Here is a 21925-nt window from a genome sequence, read left to right as displayed (position 1 = left end):
AGTATAGTTGGGTGCGTAAATTTCCTGCTTTACTTACTTTTTAATTATAGTCAATAACGACCTTTACCCGACTCATTGTTTCTCCCGCAGTGACTTTCCCTGCATACGTTCTAGTGCGGGCGTAAATATTGATTGGTACTATATTCGCTTTCACATCGCCAGATCGATACAGGTTACTTCTGCCATAACCAATACTCGTTGAACCGTCCATTGATAACTGAAATCCTACCGACCCTGCGCTATTCGCCGCAGTACCATAATCGTTGGTCAGGGTCATTGAATCCTCCGCCAATGGACTCATCGGTTCAAAATAAAATAACAGATTATCAGGCGTAAACTTCAGATTCCCAGCCCCACTGGCCTGACAGGTGAATATTACCGGGTGAAGCTCAAATTTTTTCTTATCAAGATCATTAATATTTATCCTTCCCAGATCAATTTCCTGATTACCAAAATAGCAGGTTGTGATATCGACCATAATCGTGACATTTAAATTATAATTTAATTTTTTTGAACTACAGTTATTCTCATTTCCCTGACAGTATTCAAGGCTCAACTCAGTAACGAGAGGGATCGTCGCACCAGGGGCGATGATCGTTGCGGCCCCGCGGTCTGGGGCCTCAACAATTGAATAGTTCAGAACTAAACCCGCCATATCAAAAAAATCTGACAATGTATACTTTGCTTTATTTGCAACAATATCCTTTGCTTGATAACTCACAGAAAAGGAAACAATGTAATATTTACTGCCTACCTTAAAAGCATATTCACTGCTATGCAAGATGGCCATTGCGGCCTTCAACCATGCCTTCTCCTGTGACTTACAGTCCAGTACAACAGTGCCATCCTGGCCAGAAGCAAAAACACCACCATCAAGTACACCGGACATCGCATCTGGGGTGAAAGAATATGCTCCCGTAATATTTGGTGGAGGAACAAAATCACATTTATCAGCCTGTGCCCAAAAAGAGCATAATGTTAATACCGTTAACAGTATCCATCTCATCATCATTATCCTTTTACTGGCATGAGTATGTCTTACTGGCATCAATTTCCTGATTGAAGGAGATTGTGCAGTAACGTCCTTGTTGTTTATCAATGGCAACTTTGATTTTTGCAGGCACGTCATTAGTACGAATAAACAACATACTGCCTTGCCCAACCAGACCAATGTTTTCGCCCTGTTCGCTTTCGACCTCATAACCAAAGGTTAATGGTGATCCATCCGAGCGCAATGCTTTAAAGTACCAGGGTTTACGCTGGTCGGTATCAAATTGCGCTTTGACCACTGCCCCACGATATGGAGCAACACTTTTACGGTTACCCTGTAATTCTGTTTCGCTATTGGTATTAGAGACATCCAGTGTCAGCATATTCTCACGGTACGCACTCATACCATCATATACCACCGTACCTTTACTGTTTGTCTCCCGATATTTCTGCCCATTGATATAAGCGCCTTCAAGTCCGGGGGCGTCTACGATGGCGAAAGTCTCAGAAAGGTGGTTTGCCAGGTTTATACCGCCAGCCCATGCCACAATCCCACCGGAGATACTGCCACTGCTTTGTTTATATTTTGTGGATTGACTATAACTACCGTTAACCGTTGCAACAGGAGCACGCCACGTCACATTTGCCCCTGCGCTGGTTTCGCTGTCTTGTCGTTGATGGCTCAGGTTTACACCATAGTTAAATTGATCGCGATCGCCTGCGATCCCACTAATACCGGTATTATTTGATGCAAAACCATCATCATCAAATGTGGTCGAGTTAGAGAGATATACCTGTCGCCGTGGCGTGGATATACCATCTCCCCAGTTAAAGGGTATGGAGATAAAGATGTTGAAACGTTTATCTTCATTATGATCTTCATCGTAGGTTTGGCTAGCAGAAAGCGTATAGCTAATCCGTTGCCAACTATTGGTGTAGCTCAGTTGATAATCTTTATTACTACCGCTACGTCCCCAGTAGTCACGCCATAATGTGCTTAATGATACGGATCCCCACCCCTCAGGAAGCGATTGATTGATGTTGGCTGTAAAACTGTTTTTACGACCGAAATCATACTGATAATAATCAGCAATATCGTAGACATCATTTTCATCACGATGATAACTGTTTTTATTATTCGCCCATACGTGATCGTTAAATGTACGATAGTCACGAGAAGAATATCGGTATGCCGCTAAACCAAATCGCGTCCCTGTCTGCGTAAGATATTTATTCCACGCAACCTGGTAACTCTGGCCATCAAAAACGTCACCATTATCCTGTTTACTATGTGACTGCGTGGCGTCAAAAGAAACAGCGCCAATGCGCGTATTCCAGCCTGTTCCCAGCGTAAAGGCATTATAGTTATCCCCTAGCATTGTGCCGCCATACAGCGTTAATAGATTATTAAAGCCATACTGATAACTGGCCTGAACGAAATCACTTTGGTTGCTGGCACCTTCAATATGGCTGCGACCCGCGACAAAATCATACTTTGACACGCCAGGCTGCAACATATTGGGTACGGAGGAATAAGGAACCAGATAGGTCGTAACCGTTCCATCCGCTTCCTTTACACTCACGTCAAGATCTGCGCCCCCACCAGCTAACTGTAAATCAGCAATCGAGAAGGGGCCCGGCGGTACCTCTTTTTGATAGACAACAAAACCATTTTGTTCAATAGTGACAAGGGCATTACTTTGTGCAATCCCTTGAACTAACGGCGTAAAATTCTGTTTTGAGTTTGGGAGCATCTGCATATCACGATATAAGCGTACCCCGCGAAACCGCACGGTATCAAAAATATCTGATGATGTGTACATATCGCCCGCGCGCAATGTGCCCAAAATTTCCGGGATCCCGCGCTCCAAATAGAGAGTATTACTCTTCCACTCACCATTACTATCATCAGTCTTATTGTAACTGGCATCAGAATGTAGTTGCCAACCTAATAAATTCAATCCGCTATTAAAACGAGCAAAAGTATTTTTACTGTTACCGGAGTCTTTATAATCGCTATAGTATTGGCTCACATAATAGGACGTATACAGCGGTGATGCTGCCAACTTACTGATTTAGTGTATGATGGTGTTTTTGAGGTGCTCCAGTGGCTTCTGTTTCTATCAGCTGTCCCTCCTGTTCAGCTACTGACGGGGTGGTGCGTAACGGCAAAAGCACCGCCGGACATCAGCGCTATCTCTGCTCTCACTGCCGTAAAACATGGCAACTGCAGTTCACTTACACCGCTTCTCAACCCGGTACGCACCAGAAAATCATTGATATGGCCATGAATGGCGTTGGATGCCGGGCAACCGCCCGCATTATGGGCGTTGGCCTCAACACGATTTTCCGCCATTTAAAAAACTCAGGCCGCAGTCGGTAACCTCGCGCATACAGCCGGGCAGTGACGTCATCGTCTGCGCGGAAATGGACGAACAGTGGGGATACGTCGGGGCTAAATCGCGCCAGCGCTGGCTGTTTTACGCGTATGACAGGCTCCGGAAGACGGTTGTTGCGCACGTATTCGGTGAACGCACTATGGCGACGCTGGGGCGTCTTATGAGCCTGCTGTCACCCTTTGACGTGGTGATATGGATGACGGATGGCTGGCCGCTGTATGAATCCCGCCTGAAGGGAAAGCTGCACGTAATCAGCAAGCGATATACGCAGCGAATTGAGCGGCATAACCTGAATCTGAGGCAGCACCTGGCACGGCTGGGACGGAAGTCGCTGTCGTTCTCAAAATCGGTGGAGCTGCATGACAAAGTCATCGGGCATTATCTGAACATAAAACACTATCAATAAGTTGGAGTCATTACCCAAATTTCACTAAGCATTATTTAAGCATAAGATAATACTTATTTAAGTAATTCACGATAATAATAAATAACGGAAAGCAAATGTAATAGAAGGGAAAATTAAAGAGGCGGCAGTATTACGCTGGGTAAAACTGCCGTTTGACAAGATTCATTCTGAGGTCATTAATCGTAGGTATTGAGCACTATTTGCCGTGTCGTATCACCCGGTAACATCACACGTTGCGTATTGACACCCCGGTAGTTTGGTTTGTCGCTTCCAACCGTCAATCGAACCGCATCTGCTTGGCAATCATTTTGAGGCTCGCCACCTGTCATATCGATATGGCAGGTGGACTCAACAACATGCCCGATGATTGTTAACTTTCCATCGATTGTATCAGAAGCCAAAGCCTGCAAACTCATTCCATAAGCCAGAGTAATAACTCCCAAGAATAAACTTTTCTTCATTGTGTTCATTATTCCTGTAATGGGTGGGAAACAGCGTACAAGCCGCCTGCACTGAGTATTATCAGTTAACTCCCCTATTTGAACCAATTGAAATTGTAGATTAATGGGATAGATTTGATCAATTGCAATGATGCATTGAGGTGATTTATTCGGAAAAAGGCATGAATTATAAACGCAGAATGAACAATATCGTAAGATTTTTAAATTTAATATATTCACCGCATCAATAATACATTGATGCGGTGAATATATGTAACGCAATAAATTACACCGCGCGGAAGGCAATCTCGCCCGGAATAACCTCTCCCTGCCAGTAGAGCTGTGCAGCCACTCGTCCTGCCAGGTCGCGGTAAATAGCAGTAAATTCGCTTTCAGGACGGCTAATCACCGTCGGCGTACCACGATCGAGGTCCTCACGCAGAGAAATATGCAGCGGCATCTGTCCCAGCAGTTGAGTGTGATACTGCTCGGCCAACTTCTGTGCCCCACCGGTACCGAAGATCGGTTCATGGTGACCGCAGTTGCTGCAAATATGCATACTCATATTCTCAACGATACCCAGTACCGGCACTTCGACTTTTTCGAACATCACGATGCCCTTTTTCGCATCGATCAGCGCGATGTCCTGCGGCGTAGTGACAACAACCGCGCCCGTTACCGGAATGTTCTGCGCCAGCGTCAGCTGGATGTCACCGGTGCCCGGCGGCATATCCAGTACCAGATAATCAAGATCCGGCCATAAGGTTTCCTGCAACATCTGCAGCAGCGCTTTGCTGGCCATCGGGCCGCGCCATACCATCGCGTTATCGTCAGTGACCAGATAACCAATGGAGTTCGTTGCCAGACCATGAGACATGATCGGTGCCATGTGGGTACCATCTGGCGAGGTTGGACGCTGGTTTTCCGCGCCAAGCATTGTCGGGATAGACGGACCATAAATATCGGCGTCCAGAATCCCTACCTTCGCCCCTTCTGCAGCCAGCGCCAGCGCCAGGTTCACGGCGGTAGAGGATTTACCCACGCCACCTTTACCTGAACTGACGGCGATGATGTTTTTCACACCATTAATACCCGGCTGGTTTTTCACGCGTTTCAGCGTCGCGATGTTATGCGACAGTTTCCAGTCGATCGCTTTCGCACCGGTAATACGCAGCAGATCGGCGCTACATTGCTCTTTTAAGTCCTCAAACGCGCTATGCCAGACAAACGGCATGACCAGCTCAACGTGCAACGTGTCATCCATCCAGGCGACGTGGTGCAACGCTTTAAGCGTCGTCAGATTATGCTTCAGGGTTGAATGCTGAAAATTCGCCAGCGTCCCGGCAACCATGGCGCGCAGGGTCTCTGGTGATTTGGCCTGGGATTGTGCGTTCATCCCGACTCCTTTTTGTTGTTCTGAATATACAATAGTCACCAGGTAGTTTACTCCAACCGCAACAATTATTCATTTACGGATAAATGCCCTTATCGCTTGGCGCAGTAATTACCATTTTGGTACTATCAAAGCCCTTTTCACTACAAAAGAAGTAATTGCCCACTATGACTCAAGTCGCGAAGAAAATTCTGGTAACGTGCGCGCTGCCGTACGCCAACGGCTCAATCCACCTCGGCCATATGCTGGAGCACATCCAGGCTGATGTCTGGGTCCGTTACCAGCGAATGCGCGGCCACCAGGTTAACTTCATCTGCGCGGACGACGCACACGGTACGCCAATCATGCTGAAAGCACAGCAGCTTGGGATCACGCCAGAGCAGATGATCGGTGAAATGAGTCAGGAGCATCAGACTGATTTTGCAGGTTTTGACATCAGCTACGACAACTACCACTCGACGCACAGCGAAGAGAACCGTGAGTTGTCTGAGCTGATTTATACTCGCCTGAAGGAGAACGGTTTTATTAAGAACCGCACAATCTCCCAGCTTTACGATCCGGAAAAAGGCATGTTCCTGCCGGACCGTTTCGTTAAAGGCACCTGCCCGAAATGTAAGTCTCCGGATCAGTACGGCGATAACTGTGAAGTCTGCGGCGCAACCTACAGCCCGACCGAACTTATCGAGCCGAAATCCGTCGTGTCTGGCGCAACGCCGGTGATGCGTGACTCCGAACACTTCTTCTTTGATCTGCCGTCATTCAGCGAAATGCTGCAGGCGTGGACGCGCAGCGGCGCGTTACAGGAGCAGGTCGCCAACAAAATGCAGGAATGGTTCGAATCCGGCCTGCAACAGTGGGATATCTCTCGCGATTCTCCGTACTTCGGTTTTGAAATCCCGAATGCGCCTGGCAAGTACTTCTACGTTTGGCTGGACGCGCCAATTGGCTATATGGGTTCATTCAAAAACCTGTGCGATAAGCGCGGTGACACCACCAGTTTTGACGAGTACTGGAAGAAAGATTCCGACGCCGAGCTGTATCACTTCATCGGTAAAGATATCGTCTACTTCCACAGCCTGTTCTGGCCTGCCATGCTGGAAGGCAGCAACTTCCGCAAGCCGACCAACCTGTTTGTACACGGTTATGTGACGGTGAACGGCGCGAAGATGTCCAAATCTCGCGGCACCTTCATTAAGGCCAGCACCTGGCTGAAGCACTTCGATGCCGACAGCCTGCGCTACTACTACACCGCGAAGCTTTCTTCACGTATTGATGACATCGACCTGAACCTGGAAGACTTTGTCCAACGCGTTAACGCCGATATCGTCAACAAAGTAGTCAACCTGGCATCCCGTAACGCTGGCTTTATTGCTAAGCGTTTTGACGGCATTCTGGCGGCTGAGCTGGCCGACCCGGCTCTGTATAAAACCTTCACCGACGCCGCAGCGGTGATTGGCGAAGCATGGGAAAGCCGTGAATTTGGTAAAGCTATCCGTGAAATCATGGCGCTGGCCGACGTGGCAAACCGCTACGTTGACGAACAGGCCCCGTGGGTGGTGGCTAAACAGGAAGGCCGCGATGCCGACCTGCAGGCGATCTGCTCCATGGGTATCAACCTGTTCCGCGTGCTGATGACCTACCTGAAACCGGTTCTGCCAACGCTTGCTGAACGTGTTGAAGCTTTCCTGAACAGCGAACTGAGCTGGGATGCCATTGAGCAGCCACTGCTCGGCCACAAGGTCAACACCTTTAAAGCGCTGTACAATCGCATCGACATGAAACAAGTTGAAGCGCTGGTTGAGGCGTCGAAAGAAGAAGTGAAAGCAGCTGCTGCACCGGTTACCGGCCCGCTGGCGGATGACCCGATTCAGGAAACCATCACCTTTGACGATTTCGCTAAAGTTGACCTGCGTGTAGCGCTGATTGAAAACGCCGAGTTCGTGGAAGGTTCTGACAAACTGCTGCGTCTGACGCTGGATCTCGGTGGTGAGAAACGTAACGTCTTCTCTGGTATTCGTTCTGCGTATCCAGATCCGCAGGTCCTGATTGGCCGCCAGACCATTATGGTGGCCAACCTGGCACCACGTAAGATGCGCTTCGGCATTTCCGAAGGGATGGTGATGGCCGCAGGTCCTGGCGGGAAAGATATCTTCCTGTTAAGCCCAGACGAAGGTGCAAAACCAGGCCAACAGGTGAAGTAAATCAAACATCTCAAGCGCTGCAACCGCAGCGCTTTTTTTTGCTACGCAAGTGCTTCCTCTAATCTTAACCCCTGCTCCATTTTCGGACTGCTTCGTTGTTAATATTAGATTTATTCTATACTGCTCTGGTATCAAGGTAGTCCGGGCTCACCAGATTCGTGGACGTTATTATTTAACATCCGATATTCATGAAATGGAGTTTTACATGAAAGCGTTACAAAAATTATTTTCTCTCGCCGTGGCATCGATTGTGGTTTTTTCCCTGGCGGGATGTGGTGATAAAGAAGAGACAAAAACATTCAATGCCAACATTAATGGTTCTGATATCACCGTCTCTTACACCTATAAAGGTGATAAGGTCCTGAAGCAAATCTCCGAAAGTAAAATTAGCTATGCGTCAGTCGGTGCCAGCAATAAAGAGGAAGCAGCAAAAGTATTCGACGCATTAAGCGCCAAATATCAAAACATTACTGGCATAGAAGAAAAACTCACCTATTCAGATACCTACGCGCAAGAAAATGTCACTATCGATATGGAAAAAGTTGATATAAAAGCGTTGCAGGCCATTTCAGGGATGAAACTCTCTGAAAACGCCGATAAAAACATCAGCATGAAGCAAATGCAAACGGTAATGGAATCGGCGGGTTTTAAAGAAGTGAAGTAAACCATCGGCGACCCGATGTTAATCGGTGTCGCCCATTTTTTCTTTATGGTTTCGCGTTATGTACCCGTGATGTCAAACCACGCAGGAAATAACGCAGGAACTGATCGCCGCATTCGCGATAGTTCTTATGATCAGGTGCACGCATCATGGCGGTAATTTCCGGCATCGACACACGGAATTTCTGCTCGGTCATAATAGCCAGAATATCGTCGGTTTTCAGCGAAAAGGCGATACGCAGCTTTTTCAGCACCGTATTGTTATTAACACGACGCTCCAGCGCCAGTTCCGGTGCAGAATCATCTTTACCACGCAGATGATAAATCAGGCCGTTTAAAAAACCGGAGAGAATGATATCCGGGCAACGAACAAACCCAGCCTCATCTTCTTTTGTCATCCAGGTATCGAAACCTGCGGAGGTGGATTCCATGTCAGCAAGCGCAAGAATACGCACCATGTCGTTATTGTTCGCTTTCAGGGTGTAGCGCAGGCTACGAAGAATATCGTTACTTAGCATAGAGCCTTCAACTGTCGGTGATGCAATGGCGCGCAGTGTATCAGTTTTACAGTCCAATCGCCTCTTTTAGACTTTTAAGATAACGACGACTCACCGGAACGGTCAGTCCGTTACGCAAAATCAGTTCCGCCTGACCGTTGTCTTCCAGACGGATCTCCTGCAATTGCGCCATATTTACCAGATATTGCCGATGACAACGCAGCAGAGGAGTACGGCTCTCCAGCGTCCTGAGCGTCAACTCAGTGAAGCCTTCTTTACCATCGCTGCTGGTCACATACACACCACTCATGCGACTGCTGATAAACGCCACATCATCCATTTGCAGCAAATAAATCCGACTATGGCCGCTGCACGGAATAAACTTCAGTGCCTGCTGATTTTCTGGCAGCAGTGATACATCCTGCTTGGTGCGCTCCTGACGCAAACGGATCAGCGTTTTTTCCAGCCGTGCTTCTTCAATCGGCTTGAGCAGATAATCAAACGCATGTTCTTCGAAGGCTTTCACCGCATACTCATCAAAGGCGGTCAGAAAAACAATGTACGGACGATGCTCGGGATCAAGCATGCCAACCATTTCCAGGCCGCTGATACGCGGCATCTGAATATCAAGGAACAGAACATCCGGACGCAATTTATGCACCGCGCCAATGGCTTCCACCGCATTCGAACATTCACCGACAATCTCGATGTCGCTTTGCTCTTGCAACAGGATCCGCAGATTCTCCCGGGCTAACGGTTCGTCATCGACAATCAGCACTTTGATCATGCCAGTTCCTCCAGAGGAAGTCGTAAAGTAATTCGAGTAAAGCGGTCAGGTTCACACGCTACGCTGATGCCAAAATCATCGCCAAACCGCTCGCGCAGTCGTTTATCGACCAGATTCATACCCAGTCCACTGGCTTCTGAGGTTGGCTGATACAGCCCGGCATTGTCTTCGATATCCAGCATCAGATATTGCCCTTCGCGACGGGCGGTAATCGATACTTCACCGGTATCCAGTAACTGAGAAGTACCGTGTTTGATGGCATTCTCCACGATGGGTTGCAGAGTAAAGGCGGGTAATTGCTGATGCGAAAGTTCTTCTGGCACCGTCAAGGTCACCTGAAGACGTGACTGGAATCGTGCCTTTTCAATTTGCAGATAAGCATTAACGTGTTCAATTTCATCGGCCAGCGTCACAATTTCCGACGGGCGTTTTAAATTTTTACGAAAGAACGTCGACAGATACTGCACCAGTTGGCTGGCCTGCTCGCTATCGCGTCGGATCACAGCTTTGATGGTGTTGAGTGCATTAAACAGAAAATGGGGATTGACCTGGGCGTGCAGGAGTTTTATTTCCGACTGCGTGAGCATCGCTTTTTGCCGCTCATACTGCCCGGCCAGAATTTGCGCCGAAAGCAGTTGGGCGATCCCTTCCCCCAGCGTACGGTTGATCGAACTAAAGAGGCGGTTTTTGGCTTCATAAAGTTTGATGGTCCCCATTACCCGCTGGTTTTCACCTCGCAGGGGGATCACCAGCGTCGAGCCTAATTTGCATTGCGGGTGCAAAGAGCAACGGTAAGGAACTTCATTCCCATCGGCATACACCACCTCTCCGGTTTCAATCGCGCGTTGGGTATATGACGATGAAATAGGTTTTCCGGGTAGATGGTGATCGTCACCAATACCGGTAAATGCCAGCAGTTTCTCACGATCGGTAATCGCCACCGCACCGATATCCAGCTCTTCATACAGCACCTGAGCAACCTTCATGCTGTTAACCTCGTTGAATCCCTGGCGCAAAATACCTTCCGTTGAGGCGGCAACTTTGAGTGCTGTGGCGGAAAAAGCGGAGGTATATTTTTCAAACATTGCCCGTTTATCGAGCAAAATACGCATAAATAAGGCGGCGCCCACGGTATTGGTCACCATCATCGGCGCGGCAATATTGCTGACCAACCGAAACGCATCATCGAACGGACGCGCAATTAATAAGATGATCAGCATCTGCACCAGTTCGGCAACAAAGGTAATCGCTCCCGCGGTCAGCGGACTAAAGACTTTATCGGTACGACCACGACGGGTAAGCACGCTGTGCACCAGCCCGCCGAGCAACCCTTCCACAATGGTCGAGATCATGCAGCTAAGCGCAGTCATCCCCCCCATCGAATAACGATGCAAACCGCCGGTAAGACCAACTAAACCGCCAACCACCGGGCCGCCAAGCAGCCCGCCCATCACCGCGCCAATAGCGCGAGTGTTAGCAATGGAGTCATCAATGTGCAGCCCGAAATAGGTGCCTAAAATGCAGAAAATGGAAAAAGTAACATAGCAAAGCAGTTTGTGCGGGAGTCGGATAGTCACCTGCATCAGCGGGATAAACAAACGCGTTTTGCTCATGAGCCACGCGATAACGAGGAACACACACATCTGCTGAAGCAGCAGCAACACCAGATTAAACTCGTACATACCCGCCAACCACACATCACTTAAAAGCGCGTAACATACATGGGCTGCGTGTAACTTTCTTTGAAGTGTTGCAAAAAAAGACGAATTTGTGAGAACGATCACTCGAAAGCGCGAGCATGGTTACAAAATCACCCATTCATAGATCAAAAAACAGACAAAACTACCTGGTTCGCAAAAGAGCGTCTAAAGTAAAACTGGGACCTCGCGAGCAAGAGTGAGACGACGATGGCGCTTTACACAATAGGTGAAGTGGCTTTGCTTTGTGATATCAACCCTGTCACTTTACGCGCGTGGCAGAGGCGTTACGGATTACTTAAACCGCAGCGGACAGACGGCGGGCATCGCCTGTTTAACGATGCGGATATCGACCGGATCCGCGAGATAAAACGCTGGATAAACAACGGTGTTCAGGTCAGCAAGGTTAAAATGTTGCTCAGCAATGAGAGCATTGATGTGCATAACGGTTGGCGTGAACAACAAGAGACGCTGTTGAGCTATTTGCAAAGTAATAATCTGCATAGCCTCAGACTGTGGATCAAAGAGCGCGGCCAGGATTATCCCGCACAAACGCTCAACACCCATTTGTTCATTCCGTTACGCCGACGTCTGCAATGCCAACAGCCGATCCTGCAGGCGTTACTGGGGATCCTCGACGGCGTACTGATCAACTATATCGCGATTTGTCTGGCCTCAGCACGTAAGAAACAGGGGAAAGATGCTCTGGTGGTTGGCTGGAACATTCAGGATACGACCCGTTTATGGCTGGAGGGTTGGGTCGCCAGCCAGCAGGGATGGCGCATTGACGTCCTTGCCCATTCGCTGAACCAACTGCGACCGGAGCTGTTTGAAGGTCGCACCTTGCTTGTCTGGTGCGGCGAGAACCAAACGCCCGCTCAGCAGCAACAGCTGAATGAATGGCGCGCGTTAGGTCACGATATTTATCCACTCGGTATTTAATATTCTATTAACAAACGTGTACAATCCTTGAATTCACATAAGGAGTGCATAATGAGCGCAGCTAAAATCGGTGTCATTACCCTCTTCCTGCTGATGGCCATCGGCGGTATCGGCGGTGTCATGCTGGCAGGCTATACTTTTATTTTACGTGCCGGGTAAGATGTCTCGCTAATTTCTCAAACCCGCGATCAACAATTACCGCCGCCAGCGCGACCAGCAGCGCCCCCTGAATCACATAGGCGGTATTGAACCCACTTAGCCCGATAATAATCGGCGTACCCAGCGTGTTCGCCCCAACGGTTGAGGCGATGGTTGCAGTGCCGATATTAATAATCACCGACGTGCGAATCCCCGCCAGAATCACCGGGGCCGCCAGCGGCAACTCGACTTTACGCAGCCGCTGCCCCTGACTCATTCCCATTCCGCTGGCAATATCCATCACGCTGGGTGAAATTCCTCCGAGTCCGGCCAGCGTTGCCTGCAAGATCGGTAATACGCCATACAGGATCAACGCGATAATTGCCGGTTCAGGACCAAATCCCATCACCGGTACGGCGATCGCCAGCACAGCAACTGGCGGAAAGGTCTGCCCCACGGCGGCGATGGTTTCCACCATCGGCCTGAATTCCGCGCCCCAGGGCCGGGTTACCGCTATACCGGCCCCGGTGCCAATAAGTACGGCAATCAGGCTCGAAATCCCCACCAGACCAAAATGGCTCAGTGCCAGCACCGCAAAACTTTCCTGCTGATACACGGGACGCGGTAGCGCCGGAAATAGCGCACTGAACAAGGCCTGACTATGAGGCAACCCAACTAACAGGACCAGAAACAGAACAATAAGCCATAACAACGGATCAGCAAGACGTTTCACGGGTCGGCATCTCCGAAAGCAAATCACGAAAATGAAGCGTCCCGCAGGACAACCCCTGCGGGGTCACGACCGGCAAGACGTCGCAACCGCGTGCTACGAACACCGACAACGCATCACGCAGCGTCATTTCATCTACCAACGGTTCACCGGCTGTGTGTTCACCGCGACGGATAAAATCCCCTACCGTGCGAAGCGACAACAGACGTACGCCCAGTTCACTACGGCCAAAGAATGTTTGCACGAATTCGTTCGCCGGTGCTGTCAGCATCGACAGCGGCGCGCCCTGCTGTACTACCTTTCCTGCATCCATCAGAACCAGATGCTCCGCCAGCCTTAGCGCCTCGTCGATATCATGCGTCACCAGCACAATGGTACGCCCGAGCAGACGATGAATACGCGTCATCTCCTGCTGCAGCGCACCACGTGTGACCGGATCCAGCGCGCCAAAAGGCTCATCCATCAGCAGTACCTGCGGATCTGCCGCCAGGGCACGCGCCACTCCGACCCGCTGCTGTTGCCCGCCAGACAGCTGATGCGGATAACGATGGCGCAAACTGTCCTCAAGACCCAGCAGCGCCATCAGTTCGTCTGTTCGGTCATCAATACGAGAACGCGACCACTTTTGTAGCTGCGGCACCGTGGCGATGTTCTGCGCGACTGTCCAGTGGGGAAACAAGCCAATCGACTGAATCGCGTATCCCATGCGCCGCCTTAACTCCAGCACCGGCAGGCTGCGGATCTCTTCCCCGGCAAAGCGAATCTGTCCGCTGTCATGTTCAACCAGCCGATTGATCATTTTCAGCGTGGTGGATTTCCCGGAACCTGACGTGCCAATTAACACCGAAAAGCTGCCCTCCCCCAACCGCAGGTTAAGGTCGTCAACGGCTGTTTGCTGACCATAGGTTTTACTGACATGGCGAAATTCAATCATTGTTTGTTACCTTCAACAGCGCGAGCCCTAAATCAAACAGCGCATCAATCAATACTGCCAGTACCACAACGGGGATCACGCCCAGCAACACTAAATCGACGGCGCTACTGAGCAATCCCTGAAAGACCAGCGCGCCAAATCCCCCTGCGCCAATCAGCGCAGCAATCACCGCCATTCCCACCGTTTGCACCATCACTACCCGTAAACTGCGCAAGAAGACCGGCAATGCCAGCGGGAACTGCACCGAGACAAACCGCTGGAAAGTGTTCATCCCCATCGCTCGGGCGCTTTCCAGTACATCCTGCGGCACCTGATTCAACCCAGCCACAACGCCACGTACCAGCGGTAACAGCGCATACAGCACTAACGCAATAAGCGCAGGCGTCAGGCCGGTTCCGGCGACGCCGAGCGAACCCAACAAAGGAAAGTGCTTCACCAACCCGGCAAGGGGCGCAATTAACAGGCCAAACAGCGCGACTGAGGGAATGGTTTGGATGATATTCAGTACCGCAAAAACCGGCCCCTGACGGGAGACAGAGAAAGCACACCAGATGCCCAACGGCACACCAATAAGCAGCGCGGGCACCACGGTAGCGAACAGAATTGTCAGATGCTGCGTCAGGGCGTCGTTGAAGACATCCTGACGGTTGGCATATTCTTTAAGCAGGGAAAGATCGTTAAACGTGCCGGAGAACAAAAGCACCAGCGGAAAAATAAACATTTGCGCGTGTAACAGCCAACGCCATGATGCCAGCTCGGTTATGCGACGAATGGCGTCACTGGCGGCCAGCAACATTAGTCCTAGCCCCAACCAGAACCCGCTGCCCAGGCTGGTTCTGGCCAGTGGACTTCCCGTCTGGGCCAGATACGTTGCCGTTGTTCCTGCGGTTACCAGCGCTGCAATAACCAGCAACTGGCTAATAACAAGGGTCAATATATTGCCGGGCTTTCCCGGTACAAAGCACAGAAGAAACAGCAGCAAACAGGCTACTGCCAATCCCCACGCCATGTCGGGCCGGATATCCCAGAGTTGGCGCCCCTCACCGGAGACCAGGCGATTAGGCGCATAGCTAATGAAAGGCAGCGCTGCCGCCGCGAAGGTAAGAAGTACCAGTAACAACAGCACCCGATTAACTGAAATCTTTGACAAAACACCCACCTGCTGCAAACTCCGTTACTTCACCCATCCTTTTTGCTTCAGGTAGTCTGCTGCAACTTTTTTCGCATCCAGCCCCTCCACGGCAATACTGGCATTCAGCTGCTGCAACGTTTTTTCATCCAGGCTGGCAAAAACCGGTTGTAGCCATTCTCCCATTTGCGGGTAGTCTTTCAGCACCGATTCACGTACGACGGGTGCTGGCGCATAAATGGGCTGGACACCTTTGGGATCGCTTAAAGTTTGCAGACCAAGCGCCGCAACCGGGCCATCGGTGCCATAAGCCATCGCCGCATTGACGCCAGAAGTCTGCTGCGCCGCTGCTTTAATCGTCACCGCGGTATCTCCCCCAGCTAGCGACAACAGCTGATTTTGATTCAGTTTGAAATCATAGGCTTTTTCAAACGAAGGCAACGCGTCAGCCCGTTCGATAAATTCAGCAGAGGCAGCAAGTTTGAATGTTCCCCCGTCTTTCAGGTAGCGGCCTAAATCAGCAAGGGACTCAAGCTTGTTCTTTTGCGCGACATCCTGGCGTACCGCAATGGTCCAGGTATTATTGGCGGGTGCAGGTGTTAGCCAGACCAGCTTATTTTGCTCTGCATCCAGCTTTTTCACTTTCTCGAAACCGGCCTGCGCATTTTTCCACGCGGGATCATTTTCATCTTTAAAAAAGAATGCGCCATTACCGGTATATTCCGGATAAATATCCAGCTCACCGGAGGTGATTGCCCCACGCACTACTGGAGTGGTACCCAGCTGTACTTTATTGACGGTTTTCACGCCATGGCTTTCGAGCACCTGCAAAATAATGTTGCCGAGCAGCGCCCCTTCGGTATCTATTTTTGAACCAACCGTGACGGGTGACGCGGCCTGTAAGGGTAGGCTTATCGCGGCTAACAGCACCAGCGAACCCACCGATACTTTTGAGATTATCATGCTGTACTCCTTATCCTTTTGCGGCCCTTTTCAGAGACTTGAGGAAAAAGCATAGTCGAAAAATCAAGCCTTAACCTGGCAATTGGGTGGTAACGCTGAGAGTTATTAGCGGTAAGGCGATAATAAAATAAAAAAAATCCGGCAAACCCAATGTGAATTTGCCGGATGATACGACTTTGTCGGCCTGATAAGCGTAGAGCCATCAGGCATGCTGCATGACTTTATTCATCTATTACAGCAGTTCAAATTCGCCCTGCTTCACTCTGGCGGAATCCACGCCGATGAAAACGTTAAATTTGCCAGGTTCTGCATCGTATTTCATCTGCTGGTTCCAGAATTTGAGCGCTTCAATATCAATCGGGAAGCTGACGGTCTGGGTTTCACCAGGCTTAAGATTCACTTTTTCAAAACCTTTCAGCTGTTTTACCGGACGACTCATGGAGGCGGTCACATCCTGTAAATACATCTGAATCACCGTTGCACCTTCGCGTTTGCCGGTGTTGGTCACCTGCACGCTGGCCGTCACGGTTCCGTCACGCTTCATCGTCGGAGAAGAGAGCTTCACATCAGAAACCGTAAACGTGGTGTAGCTCAGGCCATAACCAAAGGGATACAACGGACCATTGGCTTCATCAAAGTAGCGCGACGTGTACTTGTTCGGCTTATCGGCGTTATACGGACGGCCGGTATTGAGATGGCTGTAATAGACCGGGATCTGTCCAACAGAGCGCGGGAAAGACATCGGCAGCTTGCCTGACGGATTGTAATCACCAAACAGCACATCGGCGATGGCGTTACCGCCTTCCGTCCCGGCAAACCAGGTTTCGAGGATCGCATCGGCTTGTTGATCTTCCTTCACCAGCGCCAGCGGACGACCGTTCATCAACACCAGAACCAGAGGTTTACCCGTGGCTTTCAGCGCAGCAATCAGGTCACGCTGACTTTGCGGAATGGTGATATCGGTGCGGCTGGAGGCTTCATGCGCCATGCCCTGCGCTTCACCGACTACCGCGACAACCACATCAGATTGCTTCGCGGCGTTAACGGCTTCATCGATCATCGCCTGCGGCGAACGCGGGTCAACCTTTACCGCTTCTTCATACAGGTTGAGGAAATCGACAATGCCTTTGTCGTTGGTGATATTCGCCCCTTTGGCGTACAGCACTTTGCCCTGTTCGCCGACGGCATTTTTAATCCCCGTCAGCACCGTTACCGACTGATCGGCAACACCGGCGGCGGACCAACTGCCCATTACATCACGCTTGCTGTCGGCCAGCGGTCCGACAACCGCCACGGTGGCGGATTTTTTCAGCGGCAACGTTTCCAGACGGTTTTTCAGCAGCACCAGGCTTTCGCGCGCCACTTCACGCGCCTCTTTGCGATGCAAACGGCTTTCTGCGTTGGTGTCCTGTGGGTCAGATTCTTTGGCCCCCAGATGGCTGTACGGATCGTTAAACAACCCCATATCATATTTCACATTCAGCACATGACGCGCGGCGTCGTCCAGCTCCGCCATCGTCACTTTGCCGGATTTAATCAAGCCCGGCAGATATTTGCTGTAATACTCATCGCTCATACTCATGTTGATGCCGGACTTGATCGCCACACGCACCGCATCTTCAGGATCGGAGGCGGTACCGTGCTTAATCAGTTCCTTAATCGCGCCGTGATCGGAAACGGTAATCCCCTTAAAGCCCCATTCATCTCGCAGCACGTCTTTTAGCAGCCATGCATCTGAGGTTGCTGGTGTACCGTTCAGCGAATTAAGACCCACCATCACCGCACCGCTACCGGCGTCCAGTCCGGCTTTATACGGCGGCATATAGTCGTTGAACAGACGCTGTGGGCTCATATCGACGGTGTTATATTCCTTGCCACCTTCAACCGCGCCATAGGCGGCGAAGTGCTTGACGCTGGTCATCACCGAATAGCGGTCAGCCGGGCTTTTCCCCTGCATCGCTTCCACCATGGTTTTACCCATCGTAGCCGTTAAATACGTGTCTTCACCAAAACCTTCTGAAGCACGGCCCCAGCGCGGATCGCGAGAGACATCGACCATTGGCGCCCAGGTCATATTCAGACCATCATCGGCAGCTTCATACGCGGAAATACGGCCAACGGTTCTGACCGCATCGAGATTAAAAGAGGACGCCAGGCCAAGACTTATCGGGAACACGGTACGCTGGCCGTGCAATACGTCGTAGGCAAAAAAGAGAGGAATTTTCAGGCGGCTGAGCTCCATCACCTGATCCTGCATTTTGCGGATATCCTGGCGCGTGACGGTGTTAAAAATTGCCCCAACCTGCCCGTCTTTGATCATCTCGCGGATGGCTTCTTTCGGGTTATCAGGTCCGACGCTTATCAAGCGTAGTTGCCCAATTTTCTCATCCACGGTCATCTGTTTAAGTAAATCGGTAACGAATGCATCCCGCGCTTCTGGCGTCAGAGGATGGTTACCAAACAGCGTGTCCGCCAGCGCTGGTTGCAACGCCAGACTCACCGCGACACCTACAGAACATAGCCATTTCATGTTGATTCTCTCTTTATTTTTTCCCGACGAGGCAGCGAAAATATAACAAAAACCGCAGTTTGCCGTAAGACTAAACGGGAGCGATAAAGAAAGCTAAGGTTATTCTCCTAATTTTCGAAACCAACGCGACTCAGTGGAGGACAACCCAGAGACAATGTGAATGAGAAAGCGTATTGTCATACAAAGCGCTATGCTTGTTCCTGATATTGAGTCCCACCACAAGGAGTGGAGAATGTCTTCCATTACAACAGATAATAAAGCTTTTCTGAATGAACTGACCCGTCTGGTAGGTCATTCACACCTGCTCACAGACCCTGCTAAAACCGCCCGCTATCGCAAGGGATTCCGTTCCGGTCAGGGCGATGCACTCGCCGTGGTGTTCCCTGGCTCGCTTTTAGAACTGTGGCGCGTCCTGAACGCTTGCGTCGCTGCAGATAAAATTATCCTGATGCAGGCCGCCAACACTGGCCTGACCGAAGGCTCTACGCCGAGCGGTAATGATTACGACCGCGAGATTGTCATTATCAGCACCCTGCGCCTTGATAAGCTGCACGTCATCGGCAAAGGCGAACAGGTGCTGGCCTATCCCGGCACCACGCTTTATTCACTGGAAAAAGCGCTCAAACCGTTTGGCCGTGAGCCGCATTCGGTGATCGGATCTTCCTGTATCGGCGCTTCAGTGATTGGCGGTATTTGTAACAACTCTGGCGGCTCGCTGGTTCAGCGCGGTCCGGCATACACGGAGATGTCGCTGTTTGCACGTATTGACGAGCAGGGTAAATTACAGCTGGTTAACCATCTGGGTATCGAACTGGGCCAGACCCCAGAACAGATCCTGAGCAAACTTGATGACGAGCGTATCAAAGATGACGATGTGCGCCACGATGGACGTCATGCACACGATCACGACTACGTTACCCGCGTCAGAGATATTGAGGCGGACACGCCCGCTCGCTATAACGCCGACCCGGATCGGTTGTTTGAATCATCCGGTTGTGCAGGCAAGCTCGCGGTTTTTGCGGTGCGTCTGGACACCTTCGAAGCCGAAAAAAACCAGCAGGTCTTTTACATCGGTACCAACCAGCCAGAGGTACTGACGGAGATTCGCCGTCATATTCTGGCAAAATTTGAGCATCTGCCGGTCGCCGGTGAATATATGCACCGCGATATTTATGACATCGCTGAGCAATACGGCAAAGATACGTTTCTGATGATCGACAAGCTCGGCACCGACAAAATGCCCTTCTTCTTCACCCTGAAAGGTCGCACCGATGCGATGCTGGAAAAAGTGAAAATTTTCCGTCCACATTTCACCGATCGGGCAATGCAGAAATTTGGCCATTTGTTCCCCAGCCACTTACCCGCGCGCATGAAAAGCTGGCGCGATAAGTACGAACATCACCTGCTATTAAAAATGGCCGGTGGCGGCGTGGCTGAAGCGCAAAACTGGCTAAGCGAGTTTTTCAAAACCGCTGAAGGCGACTTCTTTGCCTGTACGCCGGAAGAAGGCAGCAAGGCGTTTTTGCATCGCTTTGCGGCGGCTGGCGCGGCGATTCGTTATCAGGCCGTACATGCTGATGAAGTGGAAGATATTCTGGCGCTGGATATCGCGCTGCGCCGTAACGACACCGAATGGTACGAGCATCTGCCTGCAGAGATCGACAGCCAACTGGTGCACAAACTCTATTACGGCCACTTTATGTGCTACGTCTTCCACCAGGATTACATCGTGAAAAAAGGCGTGGATGCGCATGCGCTGAAAGAGCAGATGCTGGAGCTTCTGCACGAGCGCGGAGCACAGTATCCAGCAGAGCATAACGTCGGACATCTGTATAAAGCACCGGAAACATTAACCCGTTTTTACCGCGAGAATGACCCCACCAACAGTATGAACCCGGGGATTGGTAAAACGAGTAAGCAAAAGTTCTGGAAAGAGTCGTAAACCAGAAAAAGATAAGCGCCACCGGGCATGTTGCCGGGGGCGCTTCGCTTGCCCGGCCTACCGCTACATTAGCTATGTGTATGCCGGATAAGTTGTCTTATTTAATCGTTCTGTGCAGTTTGCTCGCTCGTCACTGAACCCGCCGCTGCCATCTGCGCCGCTTTTTGCTTTTTATAGCTCAGCGCCGCTGCCGGAACCGGCATCACCTTGCCCGTTTCGATCCAGGTACGTAAACGGCTGGCATCAGCAAAGTGGGTATATTTACCGAACGCATCCATCACCACCAGCGCCACCGGTTTGTTATTGATCACGGTGCGCATCACCAGACAGTGGCCTGCCGCATTGGTAAACCCGGTTTTGGTTAACTGAATATTCCAGTTATCGCGGTATACCAGATGGTTAGTGTTACGGAATGGCAGCGTATAAGCCGGGTTGGCAAAAGTCGCCATATCTTCACGCGTGGTGCTTAACTGGCCAATCAGCGGATACTGTTTGCTGGCGATCAGCAGCTTGGTTAAATCACGGGCGGTCGAGACGTTATGAATCGATAAGCCGGTTGGTTCCACAAAGCGAGTCTGAGTCATGCCGAGCGCTTTCGCTTTGGCATTCATGGCCTTAATAAACGCGTTATAACCGCCAGGGTAATGATGCGCCAGGCTCGCCGCCGCACGGTTTTCTGATGACATCAGCGCCAGCAGCAGCATGTCTTTACGGCTAATTTCACTGTTCAGTCGCACACGAGAGTAGATGCCTTTCATTTCCGGCGTCTGACTGATATCAACTTTCAGCTTCTCATCCAACGGCAGTCGTGCATCAAGCACCACCATCGCGGTCATTAATTTGGTAATCGACGCAATCGGACGCACCAGATCCGGGTGGTTCGAATAGATAACTTTGTTGGTATTCAGATCAACAATCATCGCGCTACCGGACGCTATCTCAGGCTGAGAAGCTGCTGCGGTAGTTGCCGTTTTCGCCACGGCTTGGGGTGCAAAAGGAACGGCCAGCACCAGGGCAAGGCTTAATAATGAAACTCGGAATTTCAGCATGATGAGATTTCTGATAATGGTTCACGCACGTCACAACGCACACCGCCAGAGACTAAGTATTATCTCAAGCTAGCTCAGGCATCATAGCGATCCGGCAG

Annotated in this window: 18 protein-coding genes and 1 pseudogene; 6 read left to right on the top strand and 13 right to left on the bottom strand. The window is 50.6% G+C overall.

Annotated features, from left to right (window positions below; genetic code table 11):
- Window positions 1-40: 40 nt before the first annotated feature.
- Both JQN59_RS08410 and JQN59_RS08405 read right to left on the bottom strand, forming a co-directional pair.
- On the bottom strand, window positions 41-1048 hold the full coding sequence (locus JQN59_RS08410) for a fimbrial protein (protein WP_131820873.1): 1008 nt from the start codon (window positions 1046-1048) through the stop codon (window positions 41-43).
- Window positions 1020-3038 (bottom strand): annotated as a pseudogene (locus tag JQN59_RS08405) (fimbrial biogenesis outer membrane usher protein); the annotation flags it as partial. The pseudogene JQN59_RS08405 and the gene JQN59_RS08410, both read right to left, overlap by 29 nt.
- A gap of 59 nt (window positions 3039-3097) precedes the next feature.
- Here JQN59_RS08405 and JQN59_RS08400 point away from each other — a divergent pair.
- A protein-coding gene (locus tag JQN59_RS08400; protein WP_095033700.1) for an IS1-like element IS1B family transposase occupies window positions 3098-3795 on the top strand; the annotation gives its coding sequence in 2 pieces (ribosomal slippage) (window positions 3098-3347 and window positions 3347-3795; 699 coding nt in all).
- Between the two features lie 176 nt (window positions 3796-3971).
- Here JQN59_RS08400 and JQN59_RS08395 read toward each other — a convergent pair.
- Together JQN59_RS08395 and apbC are read right to left on the bottom strand one after the other, a co-directional pair.
- Window positions 3972-4256 (bottom strand): DUF2574 family protein, encoded by a 285-nt coding sequence (locus JQN59_RS08395; RefSeq protein WP_048215929.1) that lies wholly within the window; start codon window positions 4254-4256, stop codon window positions 3972-3974.
- Between the two features lie 265 nt (window positions 4257-4521).
- Complete coding sequence (gene apbC / locus JQN59_RS08390; RefSeq protein WP_048215928.1) at window positions 4522-5631, bottom strand: iron-sulfur cluster carrier protein ApbC; 1110 nt, start codon at window positions 5629-5631, stop codon at window positions 4522-4524.
- A 164-nt stretch (window positions 5632-5795) separates the two neighbouring features.
- Here apbC and metG point away from each other — a divergent pair, with 164 nt between their 5' ends.
- Window positions 5796-7829, top strand: coding sequence for a methionine--tRNA ligase (gene metG / locus JQN59_RS08385; RefSeq protein ID WP_048215927.1), 2034 nt, complete (start codon window positions 5796-5798; stop codon window positions 7827-7829).
- 205 nt (window positions 7830-8034) lie between these two features.
- On the top strand, window positions 8035-8493 hold the full coding sequence (locus JQN59_RS08380; RefSeq protein ID WP_032943976.1) for a YehR family lipoprotein: 459 nt from the start codon (window positions 8035-8037) through the stop codon (window positions 8491-8493).
- Window positions 8494-8536: 43 nt separating this feature from the next.
- On the opposite strand, the gene JQN59_RS08375 is transcribed toward JQN59_RS08380, so the two are convergent.
- The 3 genes from JQN59_RS08375 to JQN59_RS08365 are packed head-to-tail and all read right to left on the bottom strand — an operon-like array spanning window position 8537 to window position 11455.
- A complete protein-coding gene (locus JQN59_RS08375) occupies window positions 8537-9007 on the bottom strand; it encodes a DUF1456 family protein (protein ID WP_003834454.1) in 471 nt (156 codons plus the stop codon).
- Window positions 9008-9053: 46 nt separating this feature from the next.
- Window positions 9054-9773, bottom strand: a complete 720-nt coding sequence (gene btsR, locus JQN59_RS08370; protein ID WP_003840155.1) for a two-component system response regulator BtsR — start codon at window positions 9771-9773, stop codon at window positions 9054-9056.
- A complete protein-coding gene (locus JQN59_RS08365; RefSeq protein WP_003834458.1) occupies window positions 9770-11455 on the bottom strand; it encodes a sensor histidine kinase in 1686 nt (561 codons plus the stop codon). The genes btsR and JQN59_RS08365 overlap by 4 nt, the downstream gene beginning before the upstream one ends.
- Before the next feature lie 225 nt (window positions 11456-11680).
- Between JQN59_RS08365 and mlrA the strand changes: the two genes are divergently transcribed.
- Entirely contained in the window at window positions 11681-12412 is a 732-nt protein-coding gene (gene mlrA / locus JQN59_RS08360; protein ID WP_003027351.1) for an HTH-type transcriptional regulator MlrA, read from the top strand.
- 51 nt (window positions 12413-12463) lie between these two features.
- Window positions 12464-12571 (top strand): protein YohO, encoded by a 108-nt coding sequence (locus JQN59_RS08355; protein WP_003027354.1) that lies wholly within the window; start codon window positions 12464-12466, stop codon window positions 12569-12571.
- On the opposite strand, the gene JQN59_RS08350 is transcribed toward JQN59_RS08355, so the two are convergent.
- The 5 genes from JQN59_RS08350 to bglX form a co-directional block, all read right to left on the bottom strand.
- Window positions 12552-13283, bottom strand: coding sequence for an ABC transporter permease (locus JQN59_RS08350; protein WP_003834464.1), 732 nt, complete (start codon window positions 13281-13283; stop codon window positions 12552-12554). The genes JQN59_RS08355 and JQN59_RS08350 overlap by 20 nt on opposite strands.
- Window positions 13267-14214, bottom strand: a complete 948-nt coding sequence (locus tag JQN59_RS08345; protein WP_149608282.1) for an ABC transporter ATP-binding protein — start codon at window positions 14212-14214, stop codon at window positions 13267-13269. Before JQN59_RS08345 ends, JQN59_RS08350 begins: the two co-directional genes overlap by 17 nt.
- Window positions 14207-15373: an ABC transporter permease gene (locus JQN59_RS08340; RefSeq protein ID WP_048216408.1), complete on the bottom strand. Its 1167-nt coding sequence runs from the start codon at window positions 15371-15373 to the stop codon at window positions 14207-14209. The genes JQN59_RS08345 and JQN59_RS08340 overlap by 8 nt, the downstream gene beginning before the upstream one ends.
- A 15-nt stretch (window positions 15374-15388) precedes the next feature.
- The gene (osmF, locus tag JQN59_RS08335) at window positions 15389-16306 is read right to left on the bottom strand and encodes a glycine betaine ABC transporter substrate-binding protein OsmF (protein ID WP_149608284.1); all 918 of its coding nucleotides are present in this window, start codon (window positions 16304-16306) and stop codon (window positions 15389-15391) included.
- Window positions 16307-16538: 232 nt separating this feature from the next.
- Entirely contained in the window at window positions 16539-18836 is a 2298-nt protein-coding gene (bglX, locus tag JQN59_RS08330) for a beta-glucosidase BglX (protein WP_075551243.1), read from the bottom strand.
- A 232-nt stretch (window positions 18837-19068) separates the two neighbouring features.
- Here bglX and dld point away from each other — a divergent pair, with 232 nt between their 5' ends.
- Window positions 19069-20778 carry a D-lactate dehydrogenase gene (gene dld / locus JQN59_RS08325; protein WP_020996666.1) on the top strand — a complete coding sequence of 570 codons (1710 nt, stop codon included), beginning with the start codon at window positions 19069-19071 and terminating at the stop codon, window positions 20776-20778.
- A 101-nt stretch (window positions 20779-20879) separates the two neighbouring features.
- Here the strand turns inward: dld and pbpG are convergent, their stop codons facing one another.
- Complete coding sequence (gene pbpG / locus JQN59_RS08320; RefSeq protein WP_020996667.1) at window positions 20880-21827, bottom strand: D-alanyl-D-alanine endopeptidase; 948 nt, start codon at window positions 21825-21827, stop codon at window positions 20880-20882.
- Window positions 21828-21925 lie beyond the last annotated feature (98 nt).

It is taken from the genome of Citrobacter sp. B72 (assembly GCF_016894305.1).
Classification (GTDB): domain Bacteria; phylum Pseudomonadota; class Gammaproteobacteria; order Enterobacterales; family Enterobacteriaceae; genus Citrobacter; species Citrobacter portucalensis.
The sequence above is the reverse complement of the archived record's forward strand: the minus strand, read 5'-3'. Positions and strand labels throughout refer to the sequence as shown.

Excerpts from the sequence above, each read along its gene's own strand:
- JQN59_RS08410 (WP_131820873.1), bottom strand. The coding sequence starts at position 1,048 with ATGCCAGTAAGACATACTCATGCCAGTAAAAGGATAATGATGATGAGA.
- JQN59_RS08395 (WP_048215929.1), bottom strand. The coding sequence starts at position 4,256 with ATGAAGAAAAGTTTATTCTTGGGAGTTATTACTCTGGCTTATGGAATG.
- apbC (WP_048215928.1), bottom strand. The coding sequence starts at position 5,631 with ATGAACGCACAATCCCAGGCCAAATCACCAGAGACCCTGCGCGCCATG.
- metG (WP_048215927.1), top strand. The coding sequence starts at position 5,796 with ATGACTCAAGTCGCGAAGAAAATTCTGGTAACGTGCGCGCTGCCGTAC.
- JQN59_RS08380 (WP_032943976.1), top strand. The coding sequence starts at position 8,035 with ATGAAAGCGTTACAAAAATTATTTTCTCTCGCCGTGGCATCGATTGTG.
- JQN59_RS08375 (WP_003834454.1), bottom strand. The coding sequence starts at position 9,007 with ATGCTAAGTAACGATATTCTTCGTAGCCTGCGCTACACCCTGAAAGCG.
- btsR (WP_003840155.1), bottom strand. The coding sequence starts at position 9,773 with ATGATCAAAGTGCTGATTGTCGATGACGAACCGTTAGCCCGGGAGAAT.
- JQN59_RS08365 (WP_003834458.1), bottom strand. The coding sequence starts at position 11,455 with ATGTACGAGTTTAATCTGGTGTTGCTGCTGCTTCAGCAGATGTGTGTG.
- mlrA (WP_003027351.1), top strand. The coding sequence starts at position 11,681 with ATGGCGCTTTACACAATAGGTGAAGTGGCTTTGCTTTGTGATATCAAC.
- JQN59_RS08355 (WP_003027354.1), top strand. The coding sequence starts at position 12,464 with ATGAGCGCAGCTAAAATCGGTGTCATTACCCTCTTCCTGCTGATGGCC.
- JQN59_RS08345 (WP_149608282.1), bottom strand. The coding sequence starts at position 14,214 with ATGATTGAATTTCGCCATGTCAGTAAAACCTATGGTCAGCAAACAGCC.
- osmF (WP_149608284.1), bottom strand. The coding sequence starts at position 16,306 with ATGATAATCTCAAAAGTATCGGTGGGTTCGCTGGTGCTGTTAGCCGCG.
- bglX (WP_075551243.1), bottom strand. The coding sequence starts at position 18,836 with ATGAAATGGCTATGTTCTGTAGGTGTCGCGGTGAGTCTGGCGTTGCAA.
- dld (WP_020996666.1), top strand. The coding sequence starts at position 19,069 with ATGTCTTCCATTACAACAGATAATAAAGCTTTTCTGAATGAACTGACC.
- pbpG (WP_020996667.1), bottom strand. The coding sequence starts at position 21,827 with ATGCTGAAATTCCGAGTTTCATTATTAAGCCTTGCCCTGGTGCTGGCC.